Raw genomic sequence first — 23,712 nt, forward strand, 5'->3', positions numbered from 1 at the left:
CTATCATTACATAACGTCGTCATCGCGGCCCGCTACGACGCTTTCAAGTTCGCCATTCATAGGGGAGACGATAATCTGCAGCTGGATAGGCGAGCAGCACTGATGACAATCTTCCCAGGTGTCGTGGCTACCCTGAGAGACATCAATGACGAAGGTCAGCGGTGAATCGCAGTAAGGGCAGTGGAAATCATAATTAATCAGGGCGTCGTCATGCATCGTTAACTACCTTTTAAGCGGGTGTATCAAAATGCTTAAGTGTAGCAGTCTGATGGCTAGGTGAGGCATCGACGAATGGAATCAGGTAGGATATTCGCAGGTTCCTAAAGCAACGCAGTGAGAGTAGCGATGATGTTACGTAACATGGCAGTAGCGGCCCTGGTGGCCTTTCCGATGGTCGCGTTGGCTGAGACCCCCAACGTGAAGCCTGGTGAGTGGGAATTTGTGAGCACCACCAGTATTAGTGGCGAAATGGACATTCCGGATCAAACGGAAACCGAGCGTCAGTGCATTACTCAAGAAGAGCTTGAAGGCTCAGAGTTTGGCTTTATCGAAGAAGAAGAAGGCTGTGAGTTACTTGACGAGAATATGACCGCGGATGGCCTAACGTATAGCATGGTATGCCGTGCAGAAGGCGGTGAAGCGACGATCGACGGCGAAATGCGTTTTATGGGCGAACTCATTGAAGGCAGCGTCGATATCCTTACTCAGTCTCCAATGGGTGAGCTGAGCATGAATACGGTCATTGAAGGCGAGCACGTCGGTGAGTGTGAATAACCGCCAGGCTTGAAGTGACATCAGATTTGAAGCACCACTAGGCTTGAAGTGCCAGCAGTTTTGAAGTGCCTCAGTCTTGAAGTGCTTAGCATTAAGGGCGTTCCGTTAAGGGACGCCCTTTTTTCGACGCCTGTTAACGCTCCGGCGGCTCGCTTTGTAACTGGCTGGTTGAGTTCAGGGTGTTCGATGCGCCGGCGATCTCATCCTCGAGCTGGCGTTTGACTGCCCCAGGTGAGCCTGTATAGCGTGCCAGCAGGTCATAAGCTACGGGAACGACAAAGAGTGTAAACAGCGTAGCAGAGCCCACGCCGGCCATGATCACGGTGCCAATAACAAGGCGCGATTCTGCGCCCGGCCCGGTTGAAATTATCAGCGGAATAGCGCCGGCCATTGTAGTCACCGCGGTCATCAAAATAGGCCTCAGGCGCGTCACGGAAGCTTCAATTAACGCCGCTCTAAACGCATGGCCTTCATCGCGCAGCTGGTTGGCAAACTCGACAATTAAAATACCGTTCTTAGCTGCCAAACCAATCAGTAGTACTAGCCCCACCTGGCTGTAAATATTCAACGACTGCCCGCTTAGCAGTAGGGCAAGCAAAGCGCCACTCATGGCTAATGGCACCGTGAGCATGATTACAAAGGGGTGAATAAGGCTTTCAAACTGCGCCGCTAGCACTAAAAAGACCACCAGCGCACCGAGTATCAACAGGAAGGCAGTGGCGCCACTGGCCTGTTGGAAGTCGCGTGAGGCGCCTGCCACATTAGTTTGCGCCTCGACTGGCAGCAGCTCAGCAGCGCTTTCTTCCAGGTACGCTAACGCTTCACCCAGGGGATACCCGTCGGCTAGGTTGGCTTCAATGGTGATTGATCTAATGCGGTCAAAGCGATTCAACGTGCTGGCGCCCGCAAAGTCAGAGAGCGTGACAAGGCTGGCCAGCGGGATGAGTGCGCCTGTGCGTGCCGAGCGCACCTGAATGTTGTCCAGCGCGCGTGGGCTGTTTTGGCTGCTGCGATCACCCTCTAAGATCACATCGTACTCTTCACCATTGTCAACGTAGCGTGTGACATTGCGCCCACCCAACAATACTTCTAGCGTTCGGCCTATTTCAGTGACCGTTACGCCTAGCGCAGCGGCTCGCTGGTAATTAATATCCACGCGCAGCTGAGGCTGTGTTTCGTTGTAATTGCTCTCTAGCGCCATTAAGTTCGGATTGTTTTCACGCACGTGGTTGATCAGCGTATCGCGCCAGCGGGCAAGCTGTTCGTAAGTACCGCCTCCCAGCACAAACTGCACCGGTTTTTGAGTGCGCTGCCCAAAGCCTTGGCGCATGACTGGGAAGGCCTGTACGCCCGGCAGCGTGCTGAGGGTTTGGCGCACCTCGGCCATAATTTCCCACGCACTGCGGCGACTTCCCCAGTCGGCCATGTTGACAATAATAAAGCCGCTATTGAAGTTCTCAATATTGCCGTAGCCGCGTGGGGCACGAACTACCACGCGCTCCAGTTCACCACTGGCTACCAGCGGGGCCAAACGCGCCTCGATTTCGTCCATGTAATCCATCATGTAGCTGAAGGTAGCGCCTTCTGGCCCGTTGACTAAGACGATGAAGTTGCCGCGATCTTCCTGTGGCGTGTATTCATTCGGCAGCGCCGTGGCGAGCCAAGCGGTGGCGGCAATCAGCAGGATAAACATAGCCACGACCAGCCAGCGCATCCTAAGCATCCACTCTAAGGATGTTTGATAGCGGCGCTGCGTGCCGTTAAGCAGCCACTGTACCGACTTACCAATACGGCTATCGTGCATGCCGGGCTTAAGAATCTTTGAAGCCATCATTGGCGTTAGCGTCAGCGCTAATAACGTTGAGATAACGACGGCCGCGGCCATGGTCAGCGCAAATTCGGAAAACAGTCGCCCGATATCACCTTGCAACATGCTGAGTGGAACGAAAACGGCGACGAGCACGAGAGTGGTGGCAATCACCGCAAAGGCAATTTGCCGAGTGCCGCGAAAGGCCGCGACGAGGGGCGTTTCACCGTAGTCGTGCATACGACGATTGATGTTCTCAAGCACCACGATGGCATCATCCACAATCAGGCCAATCGCCAGCACCAGGGCAAGCAGGGTGAGTAGATTGATCGAGAAGTTCATCGCGGCAAGGGCGGTAAACGCACCAATAACCGCAATAGGTACGGTGACGGCGGGCACCAATGTCGTGCGTAGATTACCTAAAAAAAGAAAAATCACGACCACAACTAGGGCCATGGCTATAAAGAGCGTCATGACAACCTGGTCGATGGCACCGGAGACGAACAGCGAAGCGTCGTAATCTAAACTCAGCGACATTCCTTCTGGCAGAGTGCCTTGCAGGCGTTCAAGCTCTATTTTTACCGCATCAGATAGCTCAATGACGTTGGCTGTCGATTGCATGATCATGCCAAGACCTACCATGGGGACTCCGTTGGAGCGGAATACTGTACGGTCTTCAACGGCGCCAACTTCAACGCGGGCAACGTCAGCAAGGCGCACAAGATAGCCATTGTCACCTTGATTGAGCGCGAGGCGCTGAAAGTCTTCGGCACTTGCAAAGCTGCGTGGAAGGCGAACAATAAACTGACGATCCTGTGATTCAATCGAGCCCGCCGGCAGTTCGACATTTTCTGCCCGTAGTGAATCTTCAATATCACTGACCGTTAATCCACGCGCGGCCAGCGCATTGCGATTAACCCACACGCGCATGGCGTAGTCGCTGCCGCCACCGACACGAACGCGTGCCACGCCTGGCTGCACAGAAAGGCTATCGACCAAGAAGCGGTTCGCATAGTCGGTCAGCTCGGTAATGGAGTAGTCTTCGCCAGAAAGGCTCATCCACACAACGATTTCTTCGCTGCTGTCGGCTTTGGTGACTTCAGGGTTGTCAGCGTCATCGGGCAGGTTGCGCAGCGCCCCGGAAATGCGGTCGCGGATATCATTGGCGGCGGCATCGATATCCATGTCTAACGAGAATTCTATTTCAATCCGAGAGCGGCCATCCTCGCTTTGTGAGGTAATTAGATCAATGCCTTCCACGCCGGCAATGCGGTCTTCAAGCACCTGGGTAATGCGCGTTTCAACGACGCTTGCGGACGCGCCAGGGTAGCGGGTGTCAATCGTGACCACGGGTGGATCAATGGTCGGATATTCTTGTAGCGGTAGGCGGTTAAGCGCCATTAAGCCAAAGGCAATAATGAGTGCCGCGATCACCATCGCCAGTACCGGACGCTGAACAGAAATATCCGATAATCGCATTAACGGTCGGCCTCTAGCAGCGCTCGAATGCTGGTTTCGTCGTCAGCGATACCAAGCAGACGTGCCTCCTGGCCATCGCGGGCCAACTGCAGTCCGTGAACCACAACGAGTTCGCCGGCGGCTAACCCTTCCAAAATTTCAACTTCGCCATAGCGTCTCTCGCCAATCGAAACAATCCGCTTGGCGAGGCGCGTGCTATCTTCGCTTTGCTCGATAAGCATGATTGAGTGTCGGTCACCGCTGGGCTCAATGGCGGCTTCAGGAATCACTACCGCGTCGCGAACCCGCTGCTGAACAATGACTTGCATTAACATCCCCGGCCGTAGCCGGCCATCGGTATTGTCGAGTACTGCGCGCACATTAACGCTACGCGTAACCGGGTCCACGCGCGTACCAATAGTGGCGATTTGACCGTTAAAGATGTCGTCAGGGTACGTGGCGGTAGCGGTATGTAGCATTAGGCCTGATGAGATTCGGCCAAGAAACACTTCTGGGACACTGAAGTCGAGCTTCATTACATCCAGTTTATCGAGCGTCACCAAATCCATTCCTGGTGTTACCAGCGCGCCGATGCTGATATTGCGAAATCCAACGCGGCCGCTGAAGGGCGCGCGCAGCCGGTAATTTGCCAGCCGGGCTTCTATGGCTTGAATATCGGCTTCTGCTTGGCGCAGCCGCGATTGGCTATCTTCAACGTCGGCTCTGGCTGCTAGGTTACGTTCTTGTAATTGAGAGGCGCGGTTCGAGGCATTACGTCTTTCATCGCGCAACGCCTGAGAGGATCTTAGTTGAGCCTGTTCTTCTGTATCATCTAAGCGGATGAGTAGCTGCCCCTCTTCAACCTGCTCACCGTCTTCAAAATTGATCTGGGCCACTATCTCAGTCACCGTGGTGGATAGCACGACGCTTTCCTCCGCACTGAGCGTTCCTAGCGCCTCTAAAGGATCAGACCATGTGGTCATAACCGCACGCGTGCCGATGACTGAGGGCGGTAATTGAGCAAACGTTAGACTGGATAGCAACAGAGTGAGAGTAACTAGGATGAGTCGCGAAAATAGCCGTCGGCGAAAGGGAAAATGCATAGTTATCTCAGTGTTAGTCGATAATTTTAAGGCCTGACCCTGTTAGAATGTTTGTTTGTACAGAGTAAGTGGCCCTTTTATGAGCAGTTTCTTATGATTTATGACGTTGTCGTTATCGGTGCTGGAGCGGCTGGATTGATGTGTGCTGCTCAAGCGGGCTATGCCGGCAAACGTACCTTAGTACTAGATCATGCGAATAAAGCGGGCAAAAAGATTTTGATGTCCGGCGGCGGCCGTTGCAACTTTACCAATCTTGGCACTACGCCACAGCACTTTTACTCGTTAAATCCATACTTTTGCATTTCGGCGCTTCAACGTTACCGTCCTGAGCACTTTGTTGAGTTGATAGAACGACACGGAGTGGAGTACGTCGAGAAAACACCAGGCCAGTTATTTTGCGCAGTCTCGGCTAAAGAAATAGTGCGCACGCTGATAACCGAGTGCGAATGGGCAGGGGTTGATATCCAGCTGAGTACTCAAATCAGCGCCGTAGAGCGAAAAGGCGACGCTATGCGGCTTAGCACGTCGGCGGGAGCGATTGATGCTGGCGTGGTAGTGGTGGCAACCGGAGGGCTTTCGATTCCAACCATGGGCGCGACAGGCTTTGGCTATGACTTAGCTCGCCAGTTTGGTTTAGAGGTTTTAGCGACGCGGCCTGGGCTAGTGCCTTTTACGCTCAGCGATACATGGAAAGACCGCGCGGCTCAGCTCTCAGGCGTCAGTGCATCGGTGGCAGTAAGTGCCGGTGATCGCTGTTTTGTAGAACCCATGTTATTTACCCACCGCGGCTTATCCGGCCCCGGCATACTACAGATATCCAGTGTTTGGCAGCCGGGGCAAGGCATCAGTATTAATTTACTCCCGAGTGAAAATGCGGCTAGTGCCCTGCGTGATGCTCGTCAGCATATGCCCAAACGTCAGCTTTCCACATGGCTGGGCGAACGCTTTCCTAAGCGCTTGGCCCAAGCACTATTAGAGTGGTATCCCGAGGATGATGCTGCACGGCCCTTGGCTCACTATTCTAATCAGGCCTTGGATACGTGGGCGCAAAGGTTAAATGCCTGGCAACTAAAGCCATCTGGCACCGAAGGGTGGCGCACTGCAGAGGTGACAATGGGGGGGATTAATACCGATCAGCTGTCGTCAAAGACCTTTGAAGTTAAGGACTTGCCTCAACTGCGTTTTATCGGTGAAGTTTTGGATGTAACGGGCGAACTGGGGGGGTACAACTTTCAGTGGGCGTGGGCCAGTGGGGTAGCCTGTGGGCAATCTTGCTAGGACCTGACTAGACTAACTGCGCCAAAGCCATGGCATGATAAAAATCGGTGCCAAGGCCTCGTTTTTCATTCAATTCACGAGGCATTGGCAGCGGTTCACGCCGATCAACTGCTCGCTATCGTTTTAAGTCGCCACTTTGGCTAATAGTTTAAGTTTTTTGAAGAGCATATAGCCCGCAAGCGCTTTCCTGCCTGCTGCCATAGCGCCCCCTGGGTGGCGTACCAGCTTCAGCGCAGCAACGCCACCAATGAAATAAAGCGGAAGTTTGAAGCTTTTCCAGCTTTTATCTAGCGGTGACGTTGCCTGCTGTAAAAATGCACTTTCTATCAAGATGTCCACACGCTGTTGTTCCAGCTCAGCAAGTAGCTGTGCCTTGCGCTGAGAGCGGCTTAAAGGCTGAACTAACGGCTTAGCTGTTTTTGCGGATGGTTTCATCCTCATGCTCCTCAAGCAATGCTCTATCAGCCGTAAGCTGTTTAAGCGTTTCTTTCAAGAGCGAGTGGCGCTTCGATTGGCGAATCGCAATAACAGCAAATAGCACGCTGGCGCCTATCAAAACGGCGGCACTAACGGCAATAGCCGTTAAGCGGTAGGTATCCCAAAATAGCACGACTACCAGTGCGGTCAGGGTGGCAATGCCTAATAACAGCAGAACCAAGCTTGCCCCTGCCAAAAGAAGCAGAACTGCTAGGCGAGCACGCTCTTCTTCTAATTCAAGTACCGCCAAACGCAGGCGGGTTTCGCTATTAGCAATCAGCGAGTTCAGCAAGCGTTTGGCGGCAGAGAAGACGCGTTGGGTAGGACCCAAGGCCATTAGCGACGACCGAGCAGCATACCCACAACTAGGCCTGCCGCTGCGCCAATACCAATGCTTGTCCAAGGATTGTCATGGACGTAACGGTCGCAAGCATCAGCTTGGTGGTTCAGTGAATCACGCGCTTCATCATAGATACGCTCACCGCGTTCTTCCAAACGAGCGCGAGTATCTTTAAGGCGGCGCTCGGCACGCGAGCGAAGGTCGTTCATCTCACCGCTAGCGTCCTTTGCCGTCGCGTTCATAAGTTCTTCAACCGTTTCACTCAAATGACGCAGGTCATCTTTAAGTTGATCTGACTGAGAAGAGAAGGGGAGTTGACGTTTAGCCATGGTGTCTTTCCTTTGACGAGTGAATGATTAAGGCTGCTGTAAGCATAGCAGCCACATCGTAAGAGACAAGTAAATGCTGCTATCGGTTCAGCCCTGTCGCACTAAATAATGGATTTAAGCTAAAACCAATACTCAGGCGATGAACGCGATTGTCATAATCTATCAGGCTTTCACCATAGCCGTAGTAATACTGCACATGCGCCCTCAGCGTATTAAACGCTGGCCAGCTATAATCAATTTGGGTGCCATAGTTGCCTGCGCTTGGATTGCCGCGCAGCAGGCCGCTCATTTCATGGTTATTATTAAGACGTTTCGCTAGGCGGATGTCGCCGTAACCCATAAAACGTTCGATGTCCGGGTTGTCGTCATCTTCTTGCGACTCCGGTACCCGCCAGTGCGGCGCCACGGTGAAGGCCCAGTCACCGCGCTGAAAGGTGCTTTCCAGATAGACCCGGTTCCAGCTACGGGACAGCGGGTCTGAGCGGCCATTAGACTGATGGTTAAACGATACGCGGTTGAGGGTGTTCACCCAACCAAGTGCACTCCAGGCATTATTAAAGTCGATGAATATTTCAGGCTCATAGTTAGTTTCCCGAAAGGGCGATGAGGCATCTGTGTTGTAGGCCTGCCACCAGCTGCGCTGAGTGTAGCCAAAAAAGACATCACCATAATTACCAAATACCTGCTCGGCGAGATTAACCTTGGCGCTGAATTGGAATTTCAATTCCACGCTATCCACTGAAGCATCTTCAGTAATATTGCGAAAATTTTCGCGGTTCTGGTTGGCGTTATAGCTGACCGGGAACAGATAATTCGTACGGTGCGTTGTGATCGAAAATGGGTTTTGGCTCGATTCCTGTTCAAGCAGACGGCGCTCGCTTAAGTCTTCCAGCGCCACTTCCTGCGGCAGCGGCTCCACCGGTAAGCCAAGCGCTGCGTCTTCGGGGCTTGTTACTTGCTGAAGCTGCTGACGAAGCTCATAAAGCTCGGTATTGAGGGCATTAATACGCGCCTCAATTTCTGCCTGTGAGTCAGCAAAGGCATTTGCACTCGCGGCGCTCACAGCAGTGGCGAGGCTGAGCAGCGTAATAAGTTTTCGCAACGACCGTTTTCGGATGACCATCAAGGTGGCTCGCAAAATGATTAAAAGAGGCAAATGCCAAGGTTGTTTCTATCACGCTACATCGTGAAGTCAATACCTCTGATTGCGCTAGCTATCAGAACGTCTGACAATGGGGCAATTATCCGTGTTTGCGGAGCTTTCGATGTCAACGAGGCATAAGTAACGTGGTTAGATACGCCGGTAAATGGTTAGTAACGTGTTTGTTTCTGCTGGCCATCAGCAGCACTGCTATTTCTCAAGCTTATGCCTCGCTTCAGGCCGATGCGCTGGATGGCGTGCCCGAACAAGCTGAATTGGCATCAAGGCTCGCTCAATTAGAATCAAATGAAGGAGCGTTAACGAAGCAGCAGGCCAGCGATAAAAAAGCCTTAGAGGCGGCACTAGATGCGTACGAAAGGCTGGTGTCCGTCGATGAGCGATTGAATGCCTTAGACTCCCGTGTTGAGCAGGCCCCAGAGCTGCTGGCAAGTTTACAGCGTGATTTAAGCGATGCTCAAGAAGCTTCGCAGCAGCTTTCAGTGGCTAATTTAAGCGATCGGCCGCTAGATGAGCTAGAAACAATGCAAACGCAGGCAGTGGTCAAGCTTCAGCAACTGCAAAGCCAGTTAGCCGAAGTGAACTCACAGCTACTTGCTGCCCAGACGCTCCCAGAGCGCGCTCAGCAAAATATTGCTGAAACGCTTCAGCGCGCCGAGAGTTTACGCCGACAGCACGATGAGCGCGAGGCTTTGTTAGCAGATCGACAGCTTTCCGCACTGAATGATGCGGCCCTGATTCAGCTGCGCCTTGAGCGAATACTGGCCGATCGTGAAGTGAGTTTTAATCAGCGAGAGCTAAGCGCTAATAGCCGGCTACGTGAGCTAGCTCAACAGCGCCGCGATGTACTGATGCTGCAGATCGATTACCAAGAACAGCAGTTGGGCATGCTGCAAGGTGTGATAGATCAGCAGCGACGCCTGGCCTCTGAGCAGGCCATCGCTGACGCCGCGCGAGATGACCCGTTAATTGCCGCCGGGCATCCAGTGGTGCTGCAAGTACAGCAAACCAATCAAACTTTAAGCCAAGAGTTATTGCGCGCAACGGATCGTGCTAACAGCATTGTGCGCGAAAACATAGAAGCCCAGCGCCAGCTAGAGCATGTGCGACAGCTGCAGCGCAGCCTCAATGAGCAGATTGATGCGATACGCGGTAGTCAGCTGCTGTCGCGTATTCTGCGCGAACAGCGCCAGTCGCTACCGCCGCTATCAGTGCGGAGAGACTTGCAGGATGAAATAGCGGACCTACGTTTAAAGCAGTTTGATTTGGTACGTCAGCGAGACCAGCTTCGTCAGAGCGCACAGTTTGCCGAGATGCGCTTAGAAGAGGCGGGCATAGAGGCAACCCCGGGGCTGGTAGACTCACTTTCTCGACTGTATCAGTCGCGCCGTGAGCTGGTTGAACAGTTAGAGCAATCCTATGGAAGCCTGTTAAGCGCGGCGATTGAGCTTCAACTGAATCAGCAGCAGTTGCTTATTACCACCAGCGAGCTGCGCGAAACGATTGATGAGCAGCTTTTCTGGGTCGCCAATAGCCGCCCGCTGGACTTTGGCTGGCTGCGGCAATTGCCTCACAATTTGTTGTTAGAGTGGAGTGAAGGAGAGTGGCGCGCTATTTTGCCTACCCGCTGGCAGGGACTTTCTTGGGAAGTATTAAAGGGAGCGCCGATTTTCTTACTTGGCATCGTACTAATGGGCTTGCGGCGCAAAATCAAAACGCGCCTGGCCGACATACATTCGCAAATTGGTCGGCTGAAAAGCGACACTCAGCTACATACTCCCAAAGCAGTGCTGTTTAATGCACTGCTGGCTCTTCCGGGCCCGCTCGCGCTAGCCGGCATTGGCATTGGGCTGCTTGAAGTGGCTGGGCCTTTAGCCACTAGCGTTGCGCCAGGGTTGCTTCAGTTGGCCTTAAGTTGGGGCGTGGTGGCATGGGTGCGCAGGCTGCTGGTCGCGGATGGAGTCGCAGAGCGCCACTTTACCTGGTCGCCGCAATATACCGCACGGTTGCGTCAACTTCTGGGAGGATTCGGCGTTGCCCTGGTGCCGGTCATTGCGATTGCGACGATGTCGGATGAAATGGAAACGCCGCTAGCACTGCGCCCCGTCGCTTTTGCGCTATTGTCGTTTGGTTTATTAGCCATGAGCTGGTGGCTAGCGCAGTTAATTCTGGCGCATATCCCTGTATTTGGTGTGCGGCTGTTTCGCTTATTGCTGGGGCTTGCTATGGCAGCGGTTCCGCTGATGCTGCTTGGCCTTGTGGTGTGGGGGTACGAATATACCGCGCTGCGCTTAGTGGGCAGGTTTGCCATTACGCTTTATCTGCTGGGGTTGTGGGTGGTGGTGGAAGCGACGCTGGTGAGAAGCTTGGCCGTAGCTGCTCGACGCCTCGCGTATCGCCGTGCGTTGGCTCGCCGTCGTGCTCAGGTGCAGGAGGGTGCGGAAGGCGGGCTGGAGGTAGTCGAAGAGCCGCCGCTCGATATGGAGCAAATTAACAGCCAATCCTTACGGCTTTCTAAGTTGATTGTACTGATTGGCTTCAGCGCGCTGCTCTATTTAGTGTGGGCAGATTTATTGTCAGTGCTTGGCTATTTAGACCATGTATCGCTTTGGGAGTCTCAAGAGGGTGATTTAGTCGACAGCGTACTGTCAATCTCCGACGTCTTTACTGCGCTGCTGGTCGTCGCTATTACCTTTATTATGGCGCGTAACCTGCCCGGTCTGCTGGAAGTGATGGTGCTATCCAGGCTGTCGTTGAAACAGGGCAGCGCCTATGCAATTAGCTCGCTGCTCTCTTATACCATTGTGGGCACTGGGGTGGTGATGGGGCTGGCCACGCTCGGCGTGTCTTGGGATAAACTGCAGTGGCTCGTGGCAGCATTGAGTGTGGGGTTAGGCTTTGGCCTGCAGGAGATTTTCGCCAACTTTATTTCTGGGCTTATCATTTTGTTTGAGCGCCCAATACGGATAGGCGACACCATCACGATAGGTAATCTACATGGGACTGTCAGCCGTATTCGTATCCGTGCGACCACGGTTACCGATTTTGATCGCAAAGAGATCATTATTCCCAATAAGACATTTGTAACCGACCAGCTGATTAACTGGTCGTTGTCGGATAACGTGACGCGCGTGGTGCTCACCTATGGCGTGGCTCACGGCTCGGATATGCCCAAGGTGCACCAACTACTGCGCCAGGCTGCCGATGAAAACCACCGAGTGTTAACCGACCCGGAGCCTCAGGTGTTTTGCTTAAACTACGGGCAGCACAGCCTTAATTTTGAGCTGCGTATTTTTGTTAATGACTTGGTCGACCGCCTGTTTGCCGCCGATGAAGTCAACTGCCGGGTAGATGAGCTATTCCGTGAAGAGAATGTTCGCGTAGCGTTTGAGCAGATGGATGTATGGTTACACCGAGATCAGGGCGATGCGGTTAAGGTACAGTCTGCAGCGCGGCCGTCCTCAAACGTGCTACGCCCTGATCCAAGCTAAGCTTCTGTCGCTGCATGTAAAAGAAACTCGCGATTGCCGTCGCTGCCGGTGATAGGGCTCTCCTGCCAGTGGCGTATGGTGAGCCCGCAGTCGTGACAAGCGCTTCGAATGCTAGCCTCTACATCGGCAAAAAGTGTCGCATCGCGCACTACGCCGCGTTTGTCCAACGCGCCGGGGCTTAACTCAAACTGCGGCTTAACCAGTGAGATTAACTGCCCGTCAGGCGGTAATAGCGCGGCAACCTCGGGCAAAATTAGCGTTTGGGATATGAACGAAACATCCATTATGGCAACGTGTATTGGCTGGTCCGCAAGAACGTGAATGAGCGGCGTTGCGCTGCTCATGTGCCGTGCGTTGAGGCCTTCCAGACAGGTAACGCGTGGATCAGTACGCAGCTGTTCTGCAAGCTGGCCATGGCCGACCTCCACGCCAATGACATGGCGAGCACCGAACCGTAGCGCACAGTCAGTAAAGCCACCGGTTGACTGGCCAATATCCAAAACAACGCAGCCGTCAAAGCGAAGGCCAAGCGCTGTAAGCACTCCTTCCAGTTTCAAGCCTGCGCGGGATACGTAGCGCTCCTCGGGGTCATCTTCAACGATAAAGCGAGTAGTGTCGGGCCATTTTTCAGACACTTTAGTGAGTACTCTGCCACTGTTAGCTAGGCTGACCCGGCCATGGCGAATAAGTCGTTGGGCGCGCGTACGTGAGTTGGCCAGCCCTAGGCTGACCAACAGTTGATCAAGTCGTATCATGAGTATATGGGGTGTCGTTAAGCGGCTCGGTTATCCCATGCCTAGGGTGCATTGGGGGCTAAAGATGCATTTGGTCCAGCGTCTGCCTGGAGTTCGGTAGGCGGCAAGCGCGCAGCGCCCCAGCTACGGTGTAGGTAGTGTTTGACGCTTTCAAGCTCCTCGCTCGTCACAGAGACTATTTCACCACGCTCTAGAGGATCATAGTGATAAATATACAGCCGCGAGACGAAGCGCTCAAAAGGTAGCGATGCTTCGCCAAAGCGCTCACCGTTGCCAGACGTACTGACGAGAACGCCGTCACCCCAGTCCTGCCCACTGTCATTGTTGGGGTTATAGAAATAAATCCGCATGACGTCTGAAGGATCGAGAGACGCACGCAATATAGTAATCGCATGCCAGCCGATGAAGCGCGCTGCGCTATCGGTAATGGCAATACCCGCAGGCTGCGGATGAATCAGCGGCTGATTGCCATTGTAATAAGGATGATAGCAGGCGTAGAAATGGCGCACGAAATCATCCACATCGATTAGCTGGCCCGTCGCTACATCGACATTAATACGAAAACCACGCCCCGACCACCAGCCGTGGAACTCAGGGTTTACCCAGCGGTGAGGGTCGCCTTCTCGGCCAATGCAACGACGACCCATTTCTGCATAGATGCGATCCAGGTGGGGCACCACAATCAGCGACACCGGATCGAGATCCATCGGTAGCTCAGTGGCAACGCCAGACAGGCTTTCCATTGATGAGATGGCCTGCCCCTCAAAATGCATAATGATTTCGTCATCGCGTGCTGCCCACGCCACCATCTGTAGCAAATAGTCGGGGTCGTTATAGGCCCACATCGAAAGTGCGCGGGCAGATTGGCAGGTGGGGTTATTACCCTGGCCAACCCCCAGCGGCAATCCCAGCATGCACAGCACGCCTTCAATGAGACGCGCTCGAGGAGAAACGCTGTCGCCGTAAGCGATGTTAAGCCGAGACTGCGCCCACTCAGATAGCGGCAAGTTCAGCTGGCGCCACATTGCTGGCGCGACCGGCGGCTGGTAAAGAATGCCTCGCTCCAACATTAACGCAAGCCCATAGACCGCCTGCGCCGTAGCAGGATAAACGCCGCCACGAATCAGCGCCTGGACCAGTTCGCGGTAACACAACAGGCAGTCGCGGCCGGTAGATGAAAGGCCCAGTGCTTCAGAAAGCAAGTGGTCGCCTTCTTCCAGCAAATGTCTGAGCAGCACGGTATGGTAAGGCGATACTAGCCCGGTATCATGCATCGCTCGGGCAAAGCCGGTGGATTCAGCCTGTAAAGCGGCTTGATCCATGTGTTCAAGTCGTTCGCGATAAACGTCGACACCGGGATCTTCGCGACAGGTTTGGGTGGTGCCATAGAGAGAACTGACCAGCCGATCGGCGCCTTGGCCGCTAATGCCAAGATCAATCGCAGGATTAGCCTGGCACAGTGCAATCTGGGTAATCATCTGTTTGATCGAATCAACTTGGATCGGACGCTGCTTCAAAATGCGCCAAATCTCTTCAATCAGTTGATCAATGATGTGTTCGTAGCCAATTCTGTCGGCTAAATGCTGGAAAAGCTGGCGGGGAATAGTGGCCAGCCGGCCTTGGGTTTCGCGCTCCGCTTCGCTCGGTGCCAAAAAAAGCAGCCACAGATTGATGGCCATGACTTGCGTCAGATAATGGTGGGCATTCTCTTTGGAAATGAGCGAATGTTCGACATCGCCCTTGGCCACAGCGAGGAGCCTGAGTTCGCTTAATGCCTCAATCACGAGGACATTGGCATCCGCGCTTTTTAGCGCGAAGGTTGTCAGCGTAGGCACTAAATATTGAGGTGTTTCCCAATCCGAGCCTAAGAATATGCCAGCATCCTCATACGCTTTCGCGCGAGATTCTAGCGCATCACAACCGCCATCCTGTAGTAGCACGCGCCGCGCAGTGTCGAGTACGCGCGGCAGCTTAGCGGGCTTTGAGAACGCGGGCGCCTGCGTAAGCAGGCGCACAGCATCATCAAATTTGCTCAATAGTGCACTGAGCTTACTATCTTCCTGAGAAGACGCGAGTTGATCTGTCTTCACGGTGACTCCTTATCCCAGCATTAGCAGGGATTATACATAGAAGTCGAGATCTTCTTGGCGTTTTAGCAGATCGCGAATCGTATGCGCGTCCTCGCCTTTAAAGTAGATCAGACCCCAATGGGTACCAAACGCGGTGCGCTTGGTCACGGTTTCTTCTACCGGTGAGGTTAACTCATGAGACTCAAAGTACGGGTGATCTTCCGTTTCTTCCGGGATTTCCAGGCGGCTGACCACTCGGCGACGTGGGTAAACGCCAAAGCAACCGGCAAAGCCATTGGCATCGACCACTTCTTTTGGGAAGAAGTTTGCCACTTCTTCTTTGCTGCTTTTCGGGTCAAATACCAGCATAGAGGCTTGATAGGCATTGAAGCCGTAAACCCGCTCAAGCAGTTCAAATACCTTGAAGCCCGGCGGACGGTAGGCAACCTCGCCAAAGTACATTTCACCGTCGCTAGTGACAAAGTATTCCGGATGGATCAAGCCAAACTCAATATCAAAGGCTTTGATAAGCTTTTCGATTTGTTGAGTAATTTGTTCTCGGTATTTTTCAAGCTCTGGAGACGCGGGCACAAACACTGAATAGCCCAATGTCACGTATTCAGAGATGTTCAGGAAGGCGATTTTACCATCATGAATCCACGCTTCGACAGCAAATTCCCAGCCGTCCAGGTGTGATTCCATCAGCACCGGGAACTCTTCGTCGGGGATGGTATCTACTTCATCCGGCGTACGAATAACACGGTGGCCTAGGCACCCCGCTTTATCAAAGGCCTTGAGGTGAATCGGGTCGTTGGGGTCACCATCTAGCTTAAGCAGCGTTTGGTTAACCCGCTTGAGAAAGCGCACAACGTCTTCTTTGTCGTGGGCTTCTTCAAAGATACCTACGCGGATGCCGCCTAGCTGTGCACGGCGCTTCATGAGTGCCTTATCGCGGAGCAGTAGCGACTGACCGTAAATGCGCGGATTATCAAGCAGCAAAGAGTTGATAGCGCCCGCCCACTCAACGGTTTCTTCGTAGAGCGGAATGGCAACATCAACGCCTTTTTCTTTGAGTGTCTCGGCAATCTCAATGGAGCGATCATTGAGGCGTTCAAAGTTCCAGGGCACGTAGGGAATATTGTGTTGTTGGCAATACTCTTCAGCCCAATCAGGTGCAACGACAATGTAGCGACGGTCAAAATTTTCGGCCGCTTCAATCGCATTGAGGCTCCAGCCTAACAGGGCGATATAGCCCTTATTTGGATCCTTTTGCATGTTGATGGCTCCTACTTGGTTAACGAACAGAATTACCAAACTACGTGCATCACCATACACGAAGGCAGCTAGGCTCGGCTAATGGGGCGCGCTAAACCATTAACGCTGGGATAGCTAAAGGCGTAGAGGGGTGTCTATGGTAAGCTAGGCGGTTCAACTTCATGTACAAGTGGCAAGAGGAATAGGCCAAGATGGCGGCCAAGCCGATCTACCGTGTAGTGGTTCACCAGCAGGGTGAAATATGGGATTTATACGTCAGAGAAATCTTTCAAAGCGAACTCTGGGGCTTTATTGAAGTCGAGGAGTTTGTCTTTGACGATGCTAGCCGTGTAGTGGTTGATCCTACGACTGAGAAGCTACAGCGAACTTTCGAGGGCGTTAAGCGAAGTTATCTTCCGTTGAATGCTATTGTTCGCATCGATGAAGTAGAGCGCGAAGGCCCTTTGAAAGCAGTCAAAACCGATGCGCGGGTAGCAGAGTTCCCCCGTCCCTTTCCGTTGCCACCGCGCGGAGAAGGTTAAGCGTATAAGATAAGCGCACCGCTAAGTTAAGCGATAAGCGCTGTTGGCTTCGTCCGCCTCGCAGCGTTTTTAACTAGGACATGATGTCATGCACGTAAATAAAATTCGTATTCATTATTACGCCGCTGCGGCCGGTGTTTTGCTCAGTGTGGCGAGTATTAATGCTACTGCCCAGTCTGATAATCAGGCGTGGGTAACCGATGAGCTTAGCACCTACGTGCGTAGCGGTCCGACCGATGGCTACCGCATTATTGGTACGCTTAATGCCGGTGAACAGGTCGATGTGCTGGAGACCAGCGGCAATTACACGCGGGTTCGCAACGGTGATGGCAATGCGGTTTGGGTGTTGAGCGATGAGCTTCAGCAAACCCCCAGTGCGGTCGAACAGTTGCCCGCGTTAGAGTCGCAGGTAGAAGAATTAACCGCTGAACTCGATGGCATTAATGACACCTGGGAGCAGCGAGTTTCTTCAATGACTGAAACGCTAGACGTGCGTGAGCGTAGGATTGCGGAGCTTGAAGCCAGCAATCAAGAGCTCGATAGCCAATCAGAAACGTCTCGCCAGCAGGTAAGGGGGCTTCAGGCCCGCTTAGAAACGCAGGAAGAAGACCTTCTGATGCGCTACTTTATGTATGGCGGCGGTGTGGCGGGCGCGGGCTTGCTGGTGGGCCTGATTGTTCCACACTTGCCGCGTCGGCGTAAAAAGCGTGACCGCTGGTTCTAATTCGCTACGGATAAGCGTTTGAGTGATCACAAGCAGCAAGGCGGCTAGATAATGAGCGAGCAATGGCGCAAGCGCTGGCAGGAAGGGCGTATTGGTTTTCATCTGCAGCAAGCGCATCCGGCGTTGCTGCGTCATTGGGCCTCGCTGGATGTTGATGTCGACACTAAAGTGCTGGTGCCGCTGTGTGGTAAGAGTGTCGATATGCGCTGGTTGGCCGATATAGGTCATTCAGTGCTGGGTGTTGAGTTTGCGCCCGAGGCTATCGAACAGTTTTTGCTACAGCGCAGCACTGCGGTATCACGCTATAGCCAGGCGGGTTTTACCGTTTCCCGGCAAGGCAGTGTCGAACTATGGTGTGGCGACTTCTTTCATCTGCACATTCAACAGGCTGCTGAGATTGGGGCGTTTTATGATCGCGCTTCGCTGATTGCACTGCCGCCAGCGACGCGTCAGCGCTATGCGTTTCATCTTGCTCAATTGGTGCCGCCAGGTGCCAAAGGCCTGTTGATTAGTTTGTCACACAGCGAAGAGGGGGCTGGGCCACCCTACAGTGTGCCGGCCAGCGAGATTGAAAACCTGTTCAAAGCTAACTTCACGCTAACGTTTTTGGAGGAAGGTAGCCCGGATGAGCGTGGTCGAACAGAAAGTATATGGGCGCTAGAACGACGCGGGCCACGCCTATAGCAGCGTGGCCCGTATCAATAACGCTAGGCAAGATAAGCAGATTAGCGAGCCAGCAGTCGACCTAGCTCAGGGTCGCTAAAGGCACGATTCATTCCATCACTGAGTAGGTCGCTCAGCATGCGCGCATTGCTGTCGGCGTCAGGCTTAAGCGCGTACCCCTGGGTGCGGCGTGATGTATAGGTGCCGGTGTAGGTGGTGCCCTTGTTTTTCGCGATAGCGCGAAATACGCCTTCCAGACGCGCTTCATCGACTAACGGCTGGCCGCTCTCGCCTCGGGCGTAGTTCAGGTTGGCCAGTTCTAGCGTTAGGCTTGGGCGCCCGTTGGCCGGCTCGGTGGTCGGGTTAAAGCCCATGTCACGCACGGCGCGCTCGGCCTCTTCCTGCAAACGCGGAATCAGCTCGTGGCTACTAACCGTAATCTGCGCCGTCGACATATTGCCGCCGGCACGATTGCCGATAATGTCGCTGTCGCGTCCATCCTGAGCAATCACCGTGACCTGTTGGCCTGAGCCAGTTTGCGGCACATCGGCGTTGCGCTCAGGGCTGAGCTGCAAATATTGCGGGCTAGCACAGCCAGCTAGCCATGCACTGGCAAGCAGTACACCTGACATGCGTATAAATTGACGCCGAAGCATGGTCTTCCTCCACGGTGGCTAAAATACCAGTATAACGCGCCCTGAGCGTTGGGGGTATGCTCAAGCTAGGTGTGTTTGTGCCGCTGTATTCAACGCCACCTTAGGGAAGCGTCGCCAGTGGCGCGGATGGGCGAATAAGCGCTGCCCGCGGCGCAATGCCAAGTGCTCAAAGTCAGTATGACGCACGGTGGCCAGCCATGGTTGGGCTAGCCAATCTGCCTCTAGCTCTACGCGCACTTCAGCCCCGACGGGCGAAATCGCAGTGATGGTGACCGGCAGGTGGCTTTCTGATGTGGGCTGCTCGGTTAGGCGCACTTCGTGGGGTCGTAGCAGTAGTTCCTCATGTCCATCCGGCAGGTCAACGTGCCAATAGGCGTCGCCGCAGGTTAATACGCCATTGCTGACGTTACCTTCTAGGTGATTGACGTCGCCCAGGAACTCAAACACAAAGCGATTCTTGGGGGCGCGGTAAAGCTCATCAGGCGTATCAATCTGCTCGATACGGCCGTTGCTCATGACCACGACGCGGTCAGACAACTCCAACGCTTCTTCCCGATCGTGGGTCACAAATACGCTGGTGAAGTTGAGTTCATCGTGCAAATGGCGCAGCCAGCGACGAAGTTCTTGGCGCACCTTGGCATCTAGGGCGCCAAACGGCTCATCCAATAGCAGCACCTCAGGCTCGACCGCCAGGGCGCGAGCCAGCGAAACGCGCTGCTGCTGACCACCTGAAAGCTGCGCAGGGTAGCGATTTGCTAGATGCTCCAATTTGACCATTTCCAGCAATCTAAACGCCCGGGCGCGAATCTCGACGCTGCTAGGGCGGCGTTTGCGCGGCAGAACGGTAAGCCCAAACGCGACGTTGTCATACACGCTCATATGGCGAAACAGCGCATAGTGCTGAAACACGAAGCCGATGCGCCGATCGCGCACATGTACATTCGTCACGTCGCGGTCGCCAAACAAAATTTTACCCGGCTGTGCAGAATGATCGGCATTTTCCAAGCCCGCAATAATGCGCAGCAAGGTGGTTTTGCCTGACCCTGATGGTCCCAGTAGGCCGACCAGTTCGCCTTCATGAATATCTAAATTGATAGGTTCTAGGGCCTGGGTGCTGCCGAAATGCTTGGCAATATTATGTAAACGGATGCTCATGCAAATGCCTCCCGGCGCGATGCGCGCCATTCCAGCCCAGCCTTGGCCGCGAGCGTGAGTAGGGCAATGAATGCGAGTAACGCTGCGCAGGCAAATGCGCCCACGGCGTTGTAATCTTGATAGAGCTGCTCAAGATGCAGTGGCAGGGTATTCGTTTTGCCACGAATAGCGCCTGAGACCACGGAGACGGCCCCAAATTCGCCGACTGCACGGGCGTTGGTAAGAATGACGCCGTAAAGCAGCGCCCAGCGAATATTGGGTAGTGTGACGCGGCGAAAGGTGGTCCAACCTGAAGCACCAAGCGTGACGGCCGCCTCTTCTTCACGAGAGCCCTGCGCCTGCATGAGTGGAATAAGCTCTCGGGCAACGAACGGGCAGGTGACAAAAATGGTCACCATCAAAATGCCGGGCCACGCGAACATCAATTGAATGTCGTGAGTATCGAGCCAGCTACCGATCCAACCGTTGCGGCCATAAAGCAGCAGATAAATAAGCCCGGCGACCACTGGCGATACTGCAAAGGGAATGTCGATTAACGTTTGCAGAATGCGCCGCCCAGGAAAGCTGAACCGAGTGACCAGCCAGGCCAGCGCAACCCCAAACACTAGGCAGACTGGAATGGTTAACAGCGCAATCATCAGAGTGAGGCCAATCGCATGCAAGGTGAAGGTGTTACCGACATTCGCCCAGAACACCATCACGCCTTGCGAAAACGCCTGGGCAAAAATGGCAATCAGTGGCAATAGCAAAAAAAGCGCTGATAGCAGTAGGGCTGCACCCACTAGCAGGCGCCGGATAAATGGCGAATCCCCAATTCGACGCATTACCCTTTACCTCCGTGCAGGCGGCGCACAAAACGGCCCTGCCAAATATTAATAGCCAGCAGCAGGGCCAGCGATACAAATAGCACCACTGACGCAATCGCTGATGCGCCTGCGTAATCATATTCTTGCAGTTTGACGAAGATCATCAGCGCGGTGATTTCTGTTTCGTAAGGCATATTGCCAGCGATAAAGATAATGGCACCGAACTCGCCTAGCGAGCGCACAAAGGCGAGCCCTGTGCCGGTGACTAACGCAGGCCAAAGGTGGGGCATGATGACGCGACGAAAGGCGACCGCATCGGTTGCACCCAGCGACATAGCAGCTTCATCGACTTCAATGGGCAGATCTTCCAGCACTGGCTGTACGGTACGAACAACAAACGGAATACTGGTAAATGCCATGGCGAGCGCAATGCCTACCCAGGTGTAGGCGACTTGCAAGCCCAGTGGCTCGAGTAATCGGCCCATCCAACCGCTGCTGGCGTAAAGCGTGGCCAGCGTAATGCCGGCAACGGCCGTCGGTAGCGCAAAGGGCAGATCCATCAGCGCGTCTAGTAAGCGCTTGCCGGGAAACTCATAGCGCACCAGCACCCATGCTAGTAACAGCCCAAACACGGCGTTAATCAGCGCCGCCACTGCAGCTGCGCCAATGGTGACCATGTAGCTTGCCACCACGCGACCTTCCGTAATGATGGCCCAGTACTCGGCAAGGCTAAGCTTCGCTAACTGGCCGAACAGACCGGTAATCGGTAGCATTAGCACCAGCGATATAAACAGCACGCTGATACCCATAGACAGGCCAAAGCCCGGCAGCACGCGTGTGCTACCGGTTCGCCAAGATGCGAGTTGACTCATAGTTGAGGCTTACTCATAGAGAGTTATTAGCGACGCTGTAACTGGTCAAGAATGCCACCACTACCAAAGTGAGTGCCCATAACGTCATCCCAGCTACCAAACACGTCTTCTACTTTTAATAACTCAATTTCTGGGAATTGATCAGCGAATTCTTCTACCACGGTCTCGTTATGCACGCGGTAGTTGAAGCCCGCTAGCAGGCGCTGAGCCTCTTCAGTGTAAAGATAGTCCAAGTAGCTTTGCGCTAAGTCGCTGTTGCCATTACGCTCGGCGTTTTCTTCTACCACGGCGACAGGAAATTCAGCTAAAACGCTGATCGGCGGTACGATCACTTCGTAATCGTCGCTGCCATATTCACGCCGAATATTGTTGACCTCAGACTCGAAGCTAATTAGCACATCGCCAATGTCGCGTTCGATAAAGCTAGTGGTTGCGCCACGACCGCCGGTATCAAATACGGCGACATTGGCTAAGAACGTGCGCATGAAATCTTCAATCTGTTGTTCATCGCCATCAAACTCTTTATCGGCAAACCCCCATGCCGCTAAATAAGTGTAGCGACCATTGCCGGACGTTTTGGGGTTCGGAAAGACCATTGATACATCTTCTTTTACCAAATCGTCCCAGCTTTCAATCCCTTTTGGATTGCCTTTGCGGACCAGGAAAGCCGTCGTTGAGTAATAGGGTGACGCATTGTTTTCGAAGGCCTGCTGCCAATCTTCTGCAACGAGCCCGGCATCCGCGAGCACCTGAACATCGGTTACTTGGTTAAATGTGACCACATCGGCGCGTAAACCTTGCAGAATGGCACGAGCCTGGGCAGAAGAGCCGCCGTGCGACTGGCTAATCTCAATTTCTTCGCCGTGCTCTTCTTGCCACTTCGCTTGAAACTCTGGATTGATGGCGGCAAACAGTTCTCGAGCCACATCGAACGATGAGTTAAGCAGTTCACGCTCTTGCGCTGCCGCAGCACCACTCACGGTAACGCCTAGCGCGATGGCAATCAGGCTGCGGCTGAAAATGGTTGGCATTGACATGGACATGGACAAACTCCTTCGAGCGGTAGGCGCTTAGCAGCGCAATATTGGCAAGATTAAATCTATCAATGTGGAATTACAATCATGCTTTATATTCTATTTAAGAATATATGCTTGGCGGCCTATGCTGCTGCTTAGTAAGTGGCTTGGGTTTGGCTCTGGTAAGATAGGTCGCTGGCTATGCTTTCTTGCCTGTGCCCACAGGCATTCGGGAGCTAATCTCGTCTACTGATTAATAAGCAGGATTGGAATATGACCGCTGCGCAGGATTTTTTAATTGCCCCTTCTATTTTATCGGCTAATTTTGCCCGGCTGGGTGAGGAAGTGGATAACGTACTGGCTGCCGGTGCGGATGTGGTTCACTTTGACGTGATGGACAATCACTACGTGCCCAATCTGACCATTGGGCCCATGGTGTGTAAAGCGCTGCGTAAGCACGGCGTGACGGCGCCTATTGATGTGCATTTAATGGTCAAGCCGGTCGATCGTATGATTAATGATTTTATCGAAGCGGGTGCCAGCTACATTACCTTTCATCCGGAAGCTTCTGAGCACGTGGACCGCTCGCTGCAGCTAATCCGTGACGGTGGATGTAAGGCGGGTCTGGTATTTAATCCGGCCACGCCGCTTTCCTACCTCGATTACGTGATGGATAAAGTCGATATGGTGCTGCTAATGAGCGTCAATCCAGGCTTTGGTGGCCAGTCCTTTATCCCTGGAACGCTGGATAAGCTGCGCGAAGCGCGGGCGCGCATCGATGCCTCTCCCTATGCCATGCGTTTGGAGATCGATGGTGGTGTGAAGGTAGACAACATTGCCGATATTGCCGCCGCCGGCGCCGATACCTTTGTTGCCGGATCAGCTATCTTCAGTGCTCACCAGGCCAGCGATCCGCACGGCTACAATACGGTTATCAAACAGCTGCGCGCAGCGCTGGCAAAGGCGTAATCGACAAAATAGCGG

22 protein-coding genes are annotated in these 23,712 nt (G+C 53.7%); 7 read left to right on the forward strand and 15 right to left on the reverse strand.

The features are described from left to right. Positions 1 to 6 precede the first annotated feature (6 nt). Complete coding sequence (locus ACT3TF_RS02870; protein ID WP_096279067.1) at positions 7 to 216, reverse strand: CPXCG motif-containing cysteine-rich protein; 210 nt, start codon at positions 214 to 216, stop codon at positions 7 to 9. A gap of 129 nt (positions 217 to 345) precedes the next feature. On the opposite strand from ACT3TF_RS02870, the gene ACT3TF_RS02875 reads away from it, so the two are divergent. After that, positions 346 to 774, forward strand: coding sequence for a DUF3617 domain-containing protein (locus tag ACT3TF_RS02875; protein WP_096279069.1), 429 nt, complete (start codon positions 346 to 348; stop codon positions 772 to 774). Positions 775 to 907: 133 nt separating this feature from the next. On the opposite strand, the gene ACT3TF_RS02880 is transcribed toward ACT3TF_RS02875, so the two are convergent. Beyond that, a complete protein-coding gene (locus tag ACT3TF_RS02880) occupies positions 908 to 4,060 on the reverse strand; it encodes an efflux RND transporter permease subunit (RefSeq protein ID WP_444671537.1) in 3,153 nt (1,050 codons plus the stop codon). Further along, positions 4,060 to 5,142: an efflux RND transporter periplasmic adaptor subunit gene (locus tag ACT3TF_RS02885; RefSeq protein WP_444625357.1), complete on the reverse strand. Its 1,083-nt coding sequence runs from the start codon at positions 5,140 to 5,142 to the stop codon at positions 4,060 to 4,062. The genes ACT3TF_RS02880 and ACT3TF_RS02885 overlap by 1 nt, the downstream gene beginning before the upstream one ends. 93 nt (positions 5,143 to 5,235) lie before the next feature. Here ACT3TF_RS02885 and ACT3TF_RS02890 point away from each other — a divergent pair, with 93 nt between their 5' ends. After that, complete coding sequence (locus ACT3TF_RS02890) at positions 5,236 to 6,420, forward strand: NAD(P)/FAD-dependent oxidoreductase (protein ID WP_441684238.1); 1,185 nt, start codon at positions 5,236 to 5,238, stop codon at positions 6,418 to 6,420. A gap of 123 nt (positions 6,421 to 6,543) precedes the next feature. Here the strand turns inward: ACT3TF_RS02890 and ACT3TF_RS02895 are convergent, their stop codons facing one another. The 4 genes from ACT3TF_RS02895 to ACT3TF_RS02910 form a co-directional block, all read right to left on the reverse strand. Then, a complete protein-coding gene (locus ACT3TF_RS02895; protein ID WP_096279077.1) occupies positions 6,544 to 6,855 on the reverse strand; it encodes a YqjK family protein in 312 nt (103 codons plus the stop codon). After that, positions 6,830 to 7,234 carry a phage holin family protein gene (locus ACT3TF_RS02900; protein ID WP_096279079.1) on the reverse strand — a complete coding sequence of 135 codons (405 nt, stop codon included), beginning with the start codon at positions 7,232 to 7,234 and terminating at the stop codon, positions 6,830 to 6,832. The genes ACT3TF_RS02895 and ACT3TF_RS02900 overlap by 26 nt, the downstream gene beginning before the upstream one ends. After that, positions 7,234 to 7,566: a DUF883 family protein gene (locus ACT3TF_RS02905; RefSeq protein WP_096279081.1), complete on the reverse strand. Its 333-nt coding sequence runs from the start codon at positions 7,564 to 7,566 to the stop codon at positions 7,234 to 7,236. The genes ACT3TF_RS02900 and ACT3TF_RS02905 overlap by 1 nt, the downstream gene beginning before the upstream one ends. Positions 7,567 to 7,645: 79 nt before the next feature. Further along, complete coding sequence (locus tag ACT3TF_RS02910) at positions 7,646 to 8,689, reverse strand: phospholipase A (protein WP_441684237.1); 1,044 nt, start codon at positions 8,687 to 8,689, stop codon at positions 7,646 to 7,648. 164 nt (positions 8,690 to 8,853) lie between these two features. Between ACT3TF_RS02910 and mscK the strand changes: the two genes are divergently transcribed. Continuing rightward, positions 8,854 to 12,216: a mechanosensitive channel MscK gene (gene mscK, locus ACT3TF_RS02915; protein WP_444671538.1), complete on the forward strand. Its 3,363-nt coding sequence runs from the start codon at positions 8,854 to 8,856 to the stop codon at positions 12,214 to 12,216. Here the strand turns inward: mscK and ACT3TF_RS02920 are convergent. Genes ACT3TF_RS02920 through ACT3TF_RS02930 form a run of 3 tightly spaced genes read right to left on the reverse strand, consistent with a single transcriptional unit; the run spans position 12,213 to position 16,315 of the window. After that, on the reverse strand, positions 12,213 to 12,971 hold the full coding sequence (locus tag ACT3TF_RS02920) for a TlyA family RNA methyltransferase (RefSeq protein WP_096279088.1): 759 nt from the start codon (positions 12,969 to 12,971) through the stop codon (positions 12,213 to 12,215). The genes mscK and ACT3TF_RS02920 overlap by 4 nt on opposite strands. Positions 12,972 to 13,012: 41 nt before the next feature. Then, positions 13,013 to 15,061 (reverse strand): hypothetical protein, encoded by a 2,049-nt coding sequence (locus ACT3TF_RS02925; protein ID WP_441684233.1) that lies wholly within the window; start codon positions 15,059 to 15,061, stop codon positions 13,013 to 13,015. Positions 15,062 to 15,091: 30 nt separating this feature from the next. Next, positions 15,092 to 16,315, reverse strand: coding sequence for an ATP-grasp domain-containing protein (locus ACT3TF_RS02930; RefSeq protein WP_096279092.1), 1,224 nt, complete (start codon positions 16,313 to 16,315; stop codon positions 15,092 to 15,094). A 191-nt stretch (positions 16,316 to 16,506) separates the two neighbouring features. Between ACT3TF_RS02930 and ACT3TF_RS02935 the strand changes: the two genes are divergently transcribed. The 3 genes from ACT3TF_RS02935 to ACT3TF_RS02945 all read left to right on the forward strand — a co-directional run bounded on the left by ACT3TF_RS02935 (position 16,507) and on the right by ACT3TF_RS02945 (position 18,244). Further along, on the forward strand, positions 16,507 to 16,836 hold the full coding sequence (locus ACT3TF_RS02935) for a DUF1820 family protein (RefSeq protein WP_096279094.1): 330 nt from the start codon (positions 16,507 to 16,509) through the stop codon (positions 16,834 to 16,836). A gap of 88 nt (positions 16,837 to 16,924) precedes the next feature. Beyond that, positions 16,925 to 17,560: a TIGR04211 family SH3 domain-containing protein gene (locus ACT3TF_RS02940; protein WP_096279096.1), complete on the forward strand. Its 636-nt coding sequence runs from the start codon at positions 16,925 to 16,927 to the stop codon at positions 17,558 to 17,560. Positions 17,561 to 17,611: 51 nt separating this feature from the next. Continuing rightward, positions 17,612 to 18,244: a thiopurine S-methyltransferase gene (locus ACT3TF_RS02945; RefSeq protein ID WP_441684232.1), complete on the forward strand. Its 633-nt coding sequence runs from the start codon at positions 17,612 to 17,614 to the stop codon at positions 18,242 to 18,244. 41 nt (positions 18,245 to 18,285) lie between these two features. Here the strand turns inward: ACT3TF_RS02945 and ACT3TF_RS02950 are convergent, their stop codons facing one another. The 5 genes from ACT3TF_RS02950 to cysP are packed head-to-tail and all read right to left on the reverse strand — an operon-like array spanning position 18,286 to position 22,749. Next, entirely contained in the window at positions 18,286 to 18,879 is a 594-nt protein-coding gene (locus ACT3TF_RS02950; protein ID WP_444671539.1) for a YajG family lipoprotein, read from the reverse strand. A 60-nt stretch (positions 18,880 to 18,939) separates the two neighbouring features. Continuing rightward, positions 18,940 to 20,034, reverse strand: coding sequence for a sulfate/molybdate ABC transporter ATP-binding protein (locus ACT3TF_RS02955; protein ID WP_444671540.1), 1,095 nt, complete (start codon positions 20,032 to 20,034; stop codon positions 18,940 to 18,942). Further along, entirely contained in the window at positions 20,031 to 20,858 is an 828-nt protein-coding gene (gene cysW / locus ACT3TF_RS02960; RefSeq protein ID WP_441684231.1) for a sulfate ABC transporter permease subunit CysW, read from the reverse strand. Before cysW ends, ACT3TF_RS02955 begins: the two co-directional genes overlap by 4 nt. Beyond that, a complete protein-coding gene (cysT, locus tag ACT3TF_RS02965) occupies positions 20,858 to 21,712 on the reverse strand; it encodes a sulfate ABC transporter permease subunit CysT (protein ID WP_444671541.1) in 855 nt (284 codons plus the stop codon). Before cysT ends, cysW begins: the two co-directional genes overlap by 1 nt. A gap of 26 nt (positions 21,713 to 21,738) precedes the next feature. Further along, positions 21,739 to 22,749: a thiosulfate ABC transporter substrate-binding protein CysP gene (gene cysP / locus ACT3TF_RS02970; RefSeq protein WP_444671572.1), complete on the reverse strand. Its 1,011-nt coding sequence runs from the start codon at positions 22,747 to 22,749 to the stop codon at positions 21,739 to 21,741. 252 nt (positions 22,750 to 23,001) lie between these two features. Between cysP and rpe the strand changes: the two genes are divergently transcribed. After that, entirely contained in the window at positions 23,002 to 23,697 is a 696-nt protein-coding gene (gene rpe / locus ACT3TF_RS02975) for a ribulose-phosphate 3-epimerase (RefSeq protein WP_441684230.1), read from the forward strand. Positions 23,698 to 23,712: the final 15 nt, after the last annotated feature.

The sequence above is a fragment of the Halomonas sp. AOP25-F1-15 genome (genome assembly GCF_052378675.1).
In the GTDB taxonomy this organism is placed as follows: domain Bacteria; phylum Pseudomonadota; class Gammaproteobacteria; order Pseudomonadales; family Halomonadaceae; genus Vreelandella; species Vreelandella casei.

Bases quoted from the DNA above. Each gene is read 5' to 3' on its own strand.
- ACT3TF_RS02870 (WP_096279067.1), bottom strand. From the start codon at position 216: ATGCATGACGACGCCCTGATTAATTATGATTTCCACTGCCCTTACTGC.
- ACT3TF_RS02875 (WP_096279069.1), top strand. From the start codon at position 346: ATGATGTTACGTAACATGGCAGTAGCGGCCCTGGTGGCCTTTCCGATG.
- ACT3TF_RS02880 (WP_444671537.1), bottom strand. From the start codon at position 4,060: ATGCGATTATCGGATATTTCTGTTCAGCGTCCGGTACTGGCGATGGTG.
- ACT3TF_RS02885 (WP_444625357.1), bottom strand. From the start codon at position 5,142: ATGCATTTTCCCTTTCGCCGACGGCTATTTTCGCGACTCATCCTAGTT.
- ACT3TF_RS02890 (WP_441684238.1), top strand. From the start codon at position 5,236: ATGATTTATGACGTTGTCGTTATCGGTGCTGGAGCGGCTGGATTGATG.
- ACT3TF_RS02895 (WP_096279077.1), bottom strand. From the start codon at position 6,855: ATGAAACCATCCGCAAAAACAGCTAAGCCGTTAGTTCAGCCTTTAAGC.
- ACT3TF_RS02900 (WP_096279079.1), bottom strand. From the start codon at position 7,234: ATGGCCTTGGGTCCTACCCAACGCGTCTTCTCTGCCGCCAAACGCTTG.
- ACT3TF_RS02905 (WP_096279081.1), bottom strand. From the start codon at position 7,566: ATGGCTAAACGTCAACTCCCCTTCTCTTCTCAGTCAGATCAACTTAAA.
- ACT3TF_RS02910 (WP_441684237.1), bottom strand. From the start codon at position 8,689: ATGGTCATCCGAAAACGGTCGTTGCGAAAACTTATTACGCTGCTCAGC.
- ACT3TF_RS02920 (WP_096279088.1), bottom strand. From the start codon at position 12,971: ATGATACGACTTGATCAACTGTTGGTCAGCCTAGGGCTGGCCAACTCA.
- ACT3TF_RS02930 (WP_096279092.1), bottom strand. From the start codon at position 16,315: ATGCAAAAGGATCCAAATAAGGGCTATATCGCCCTGTTAGGCTGGAGC.
- ACT3TF_RS02935 (WP_096279094.1), top strand. From the start codon at position 16,507: ATGGCGGCCAAGCCGATCTACCGTGTAGTGGTTCACCAGCAGGGTGAA.
- ACT3TF_RS02940 (WP_096279096.1), top strand. From the start codon at position 16,925: ATGCACGTAAATAAAATTCGTATTCATTATTACGCCGCTGCGGCCGGT.
- ACT3TF_RS02945 (WP_441684232.1), top strand. From the start codon at position 17,612: ATGAGCGAGCAATGGCGCAAGCGCTGGCAGGAAGGGCGTATTGGTTTT.
- ACT3TF_RS02950 (WP_444671539.1), bottom strand. From the start codon at position 18,879: ATGCTTCGGCGTCAATTTATACGCATGTCAGGTGTACTGCTTGCCAGT.
- ACT3TF_RS02955 (WP_444671540.1), bottom strand. From the start codon at position 20,034: ATGAGCATCCGTTTACATAATATTGCCAAGCATTTCGGCAGCACCCAG.
- cysW (WP_441684231.1), bottom strand. From the start codon at position 20,858: ATGCGTCGAATTGGGGATTCGCCATTTATCCGGCGCCTGCTAGTGGGT.
- cysT (WP_444671541.1), bottom strand. From the start codon at position 21,712: ATGAGTCAACTCGCATCTTGGCGAACCGGTAGCACACGCGTGCTGCCG.
- cysP (WP_444671572.1), bottom strand. From the start codon at position 22,749: ATGTCAATGCCAACCATTTTCAGCCGCAGCCTGATTGCCATCGCGCTA.
- rpe (WP_441684230.1), top strand. From the start codon at position 23,002: ATGACCGCTGCGCAGGATTTTTTAATTGCCCCTTCTATTTTATCGGCT.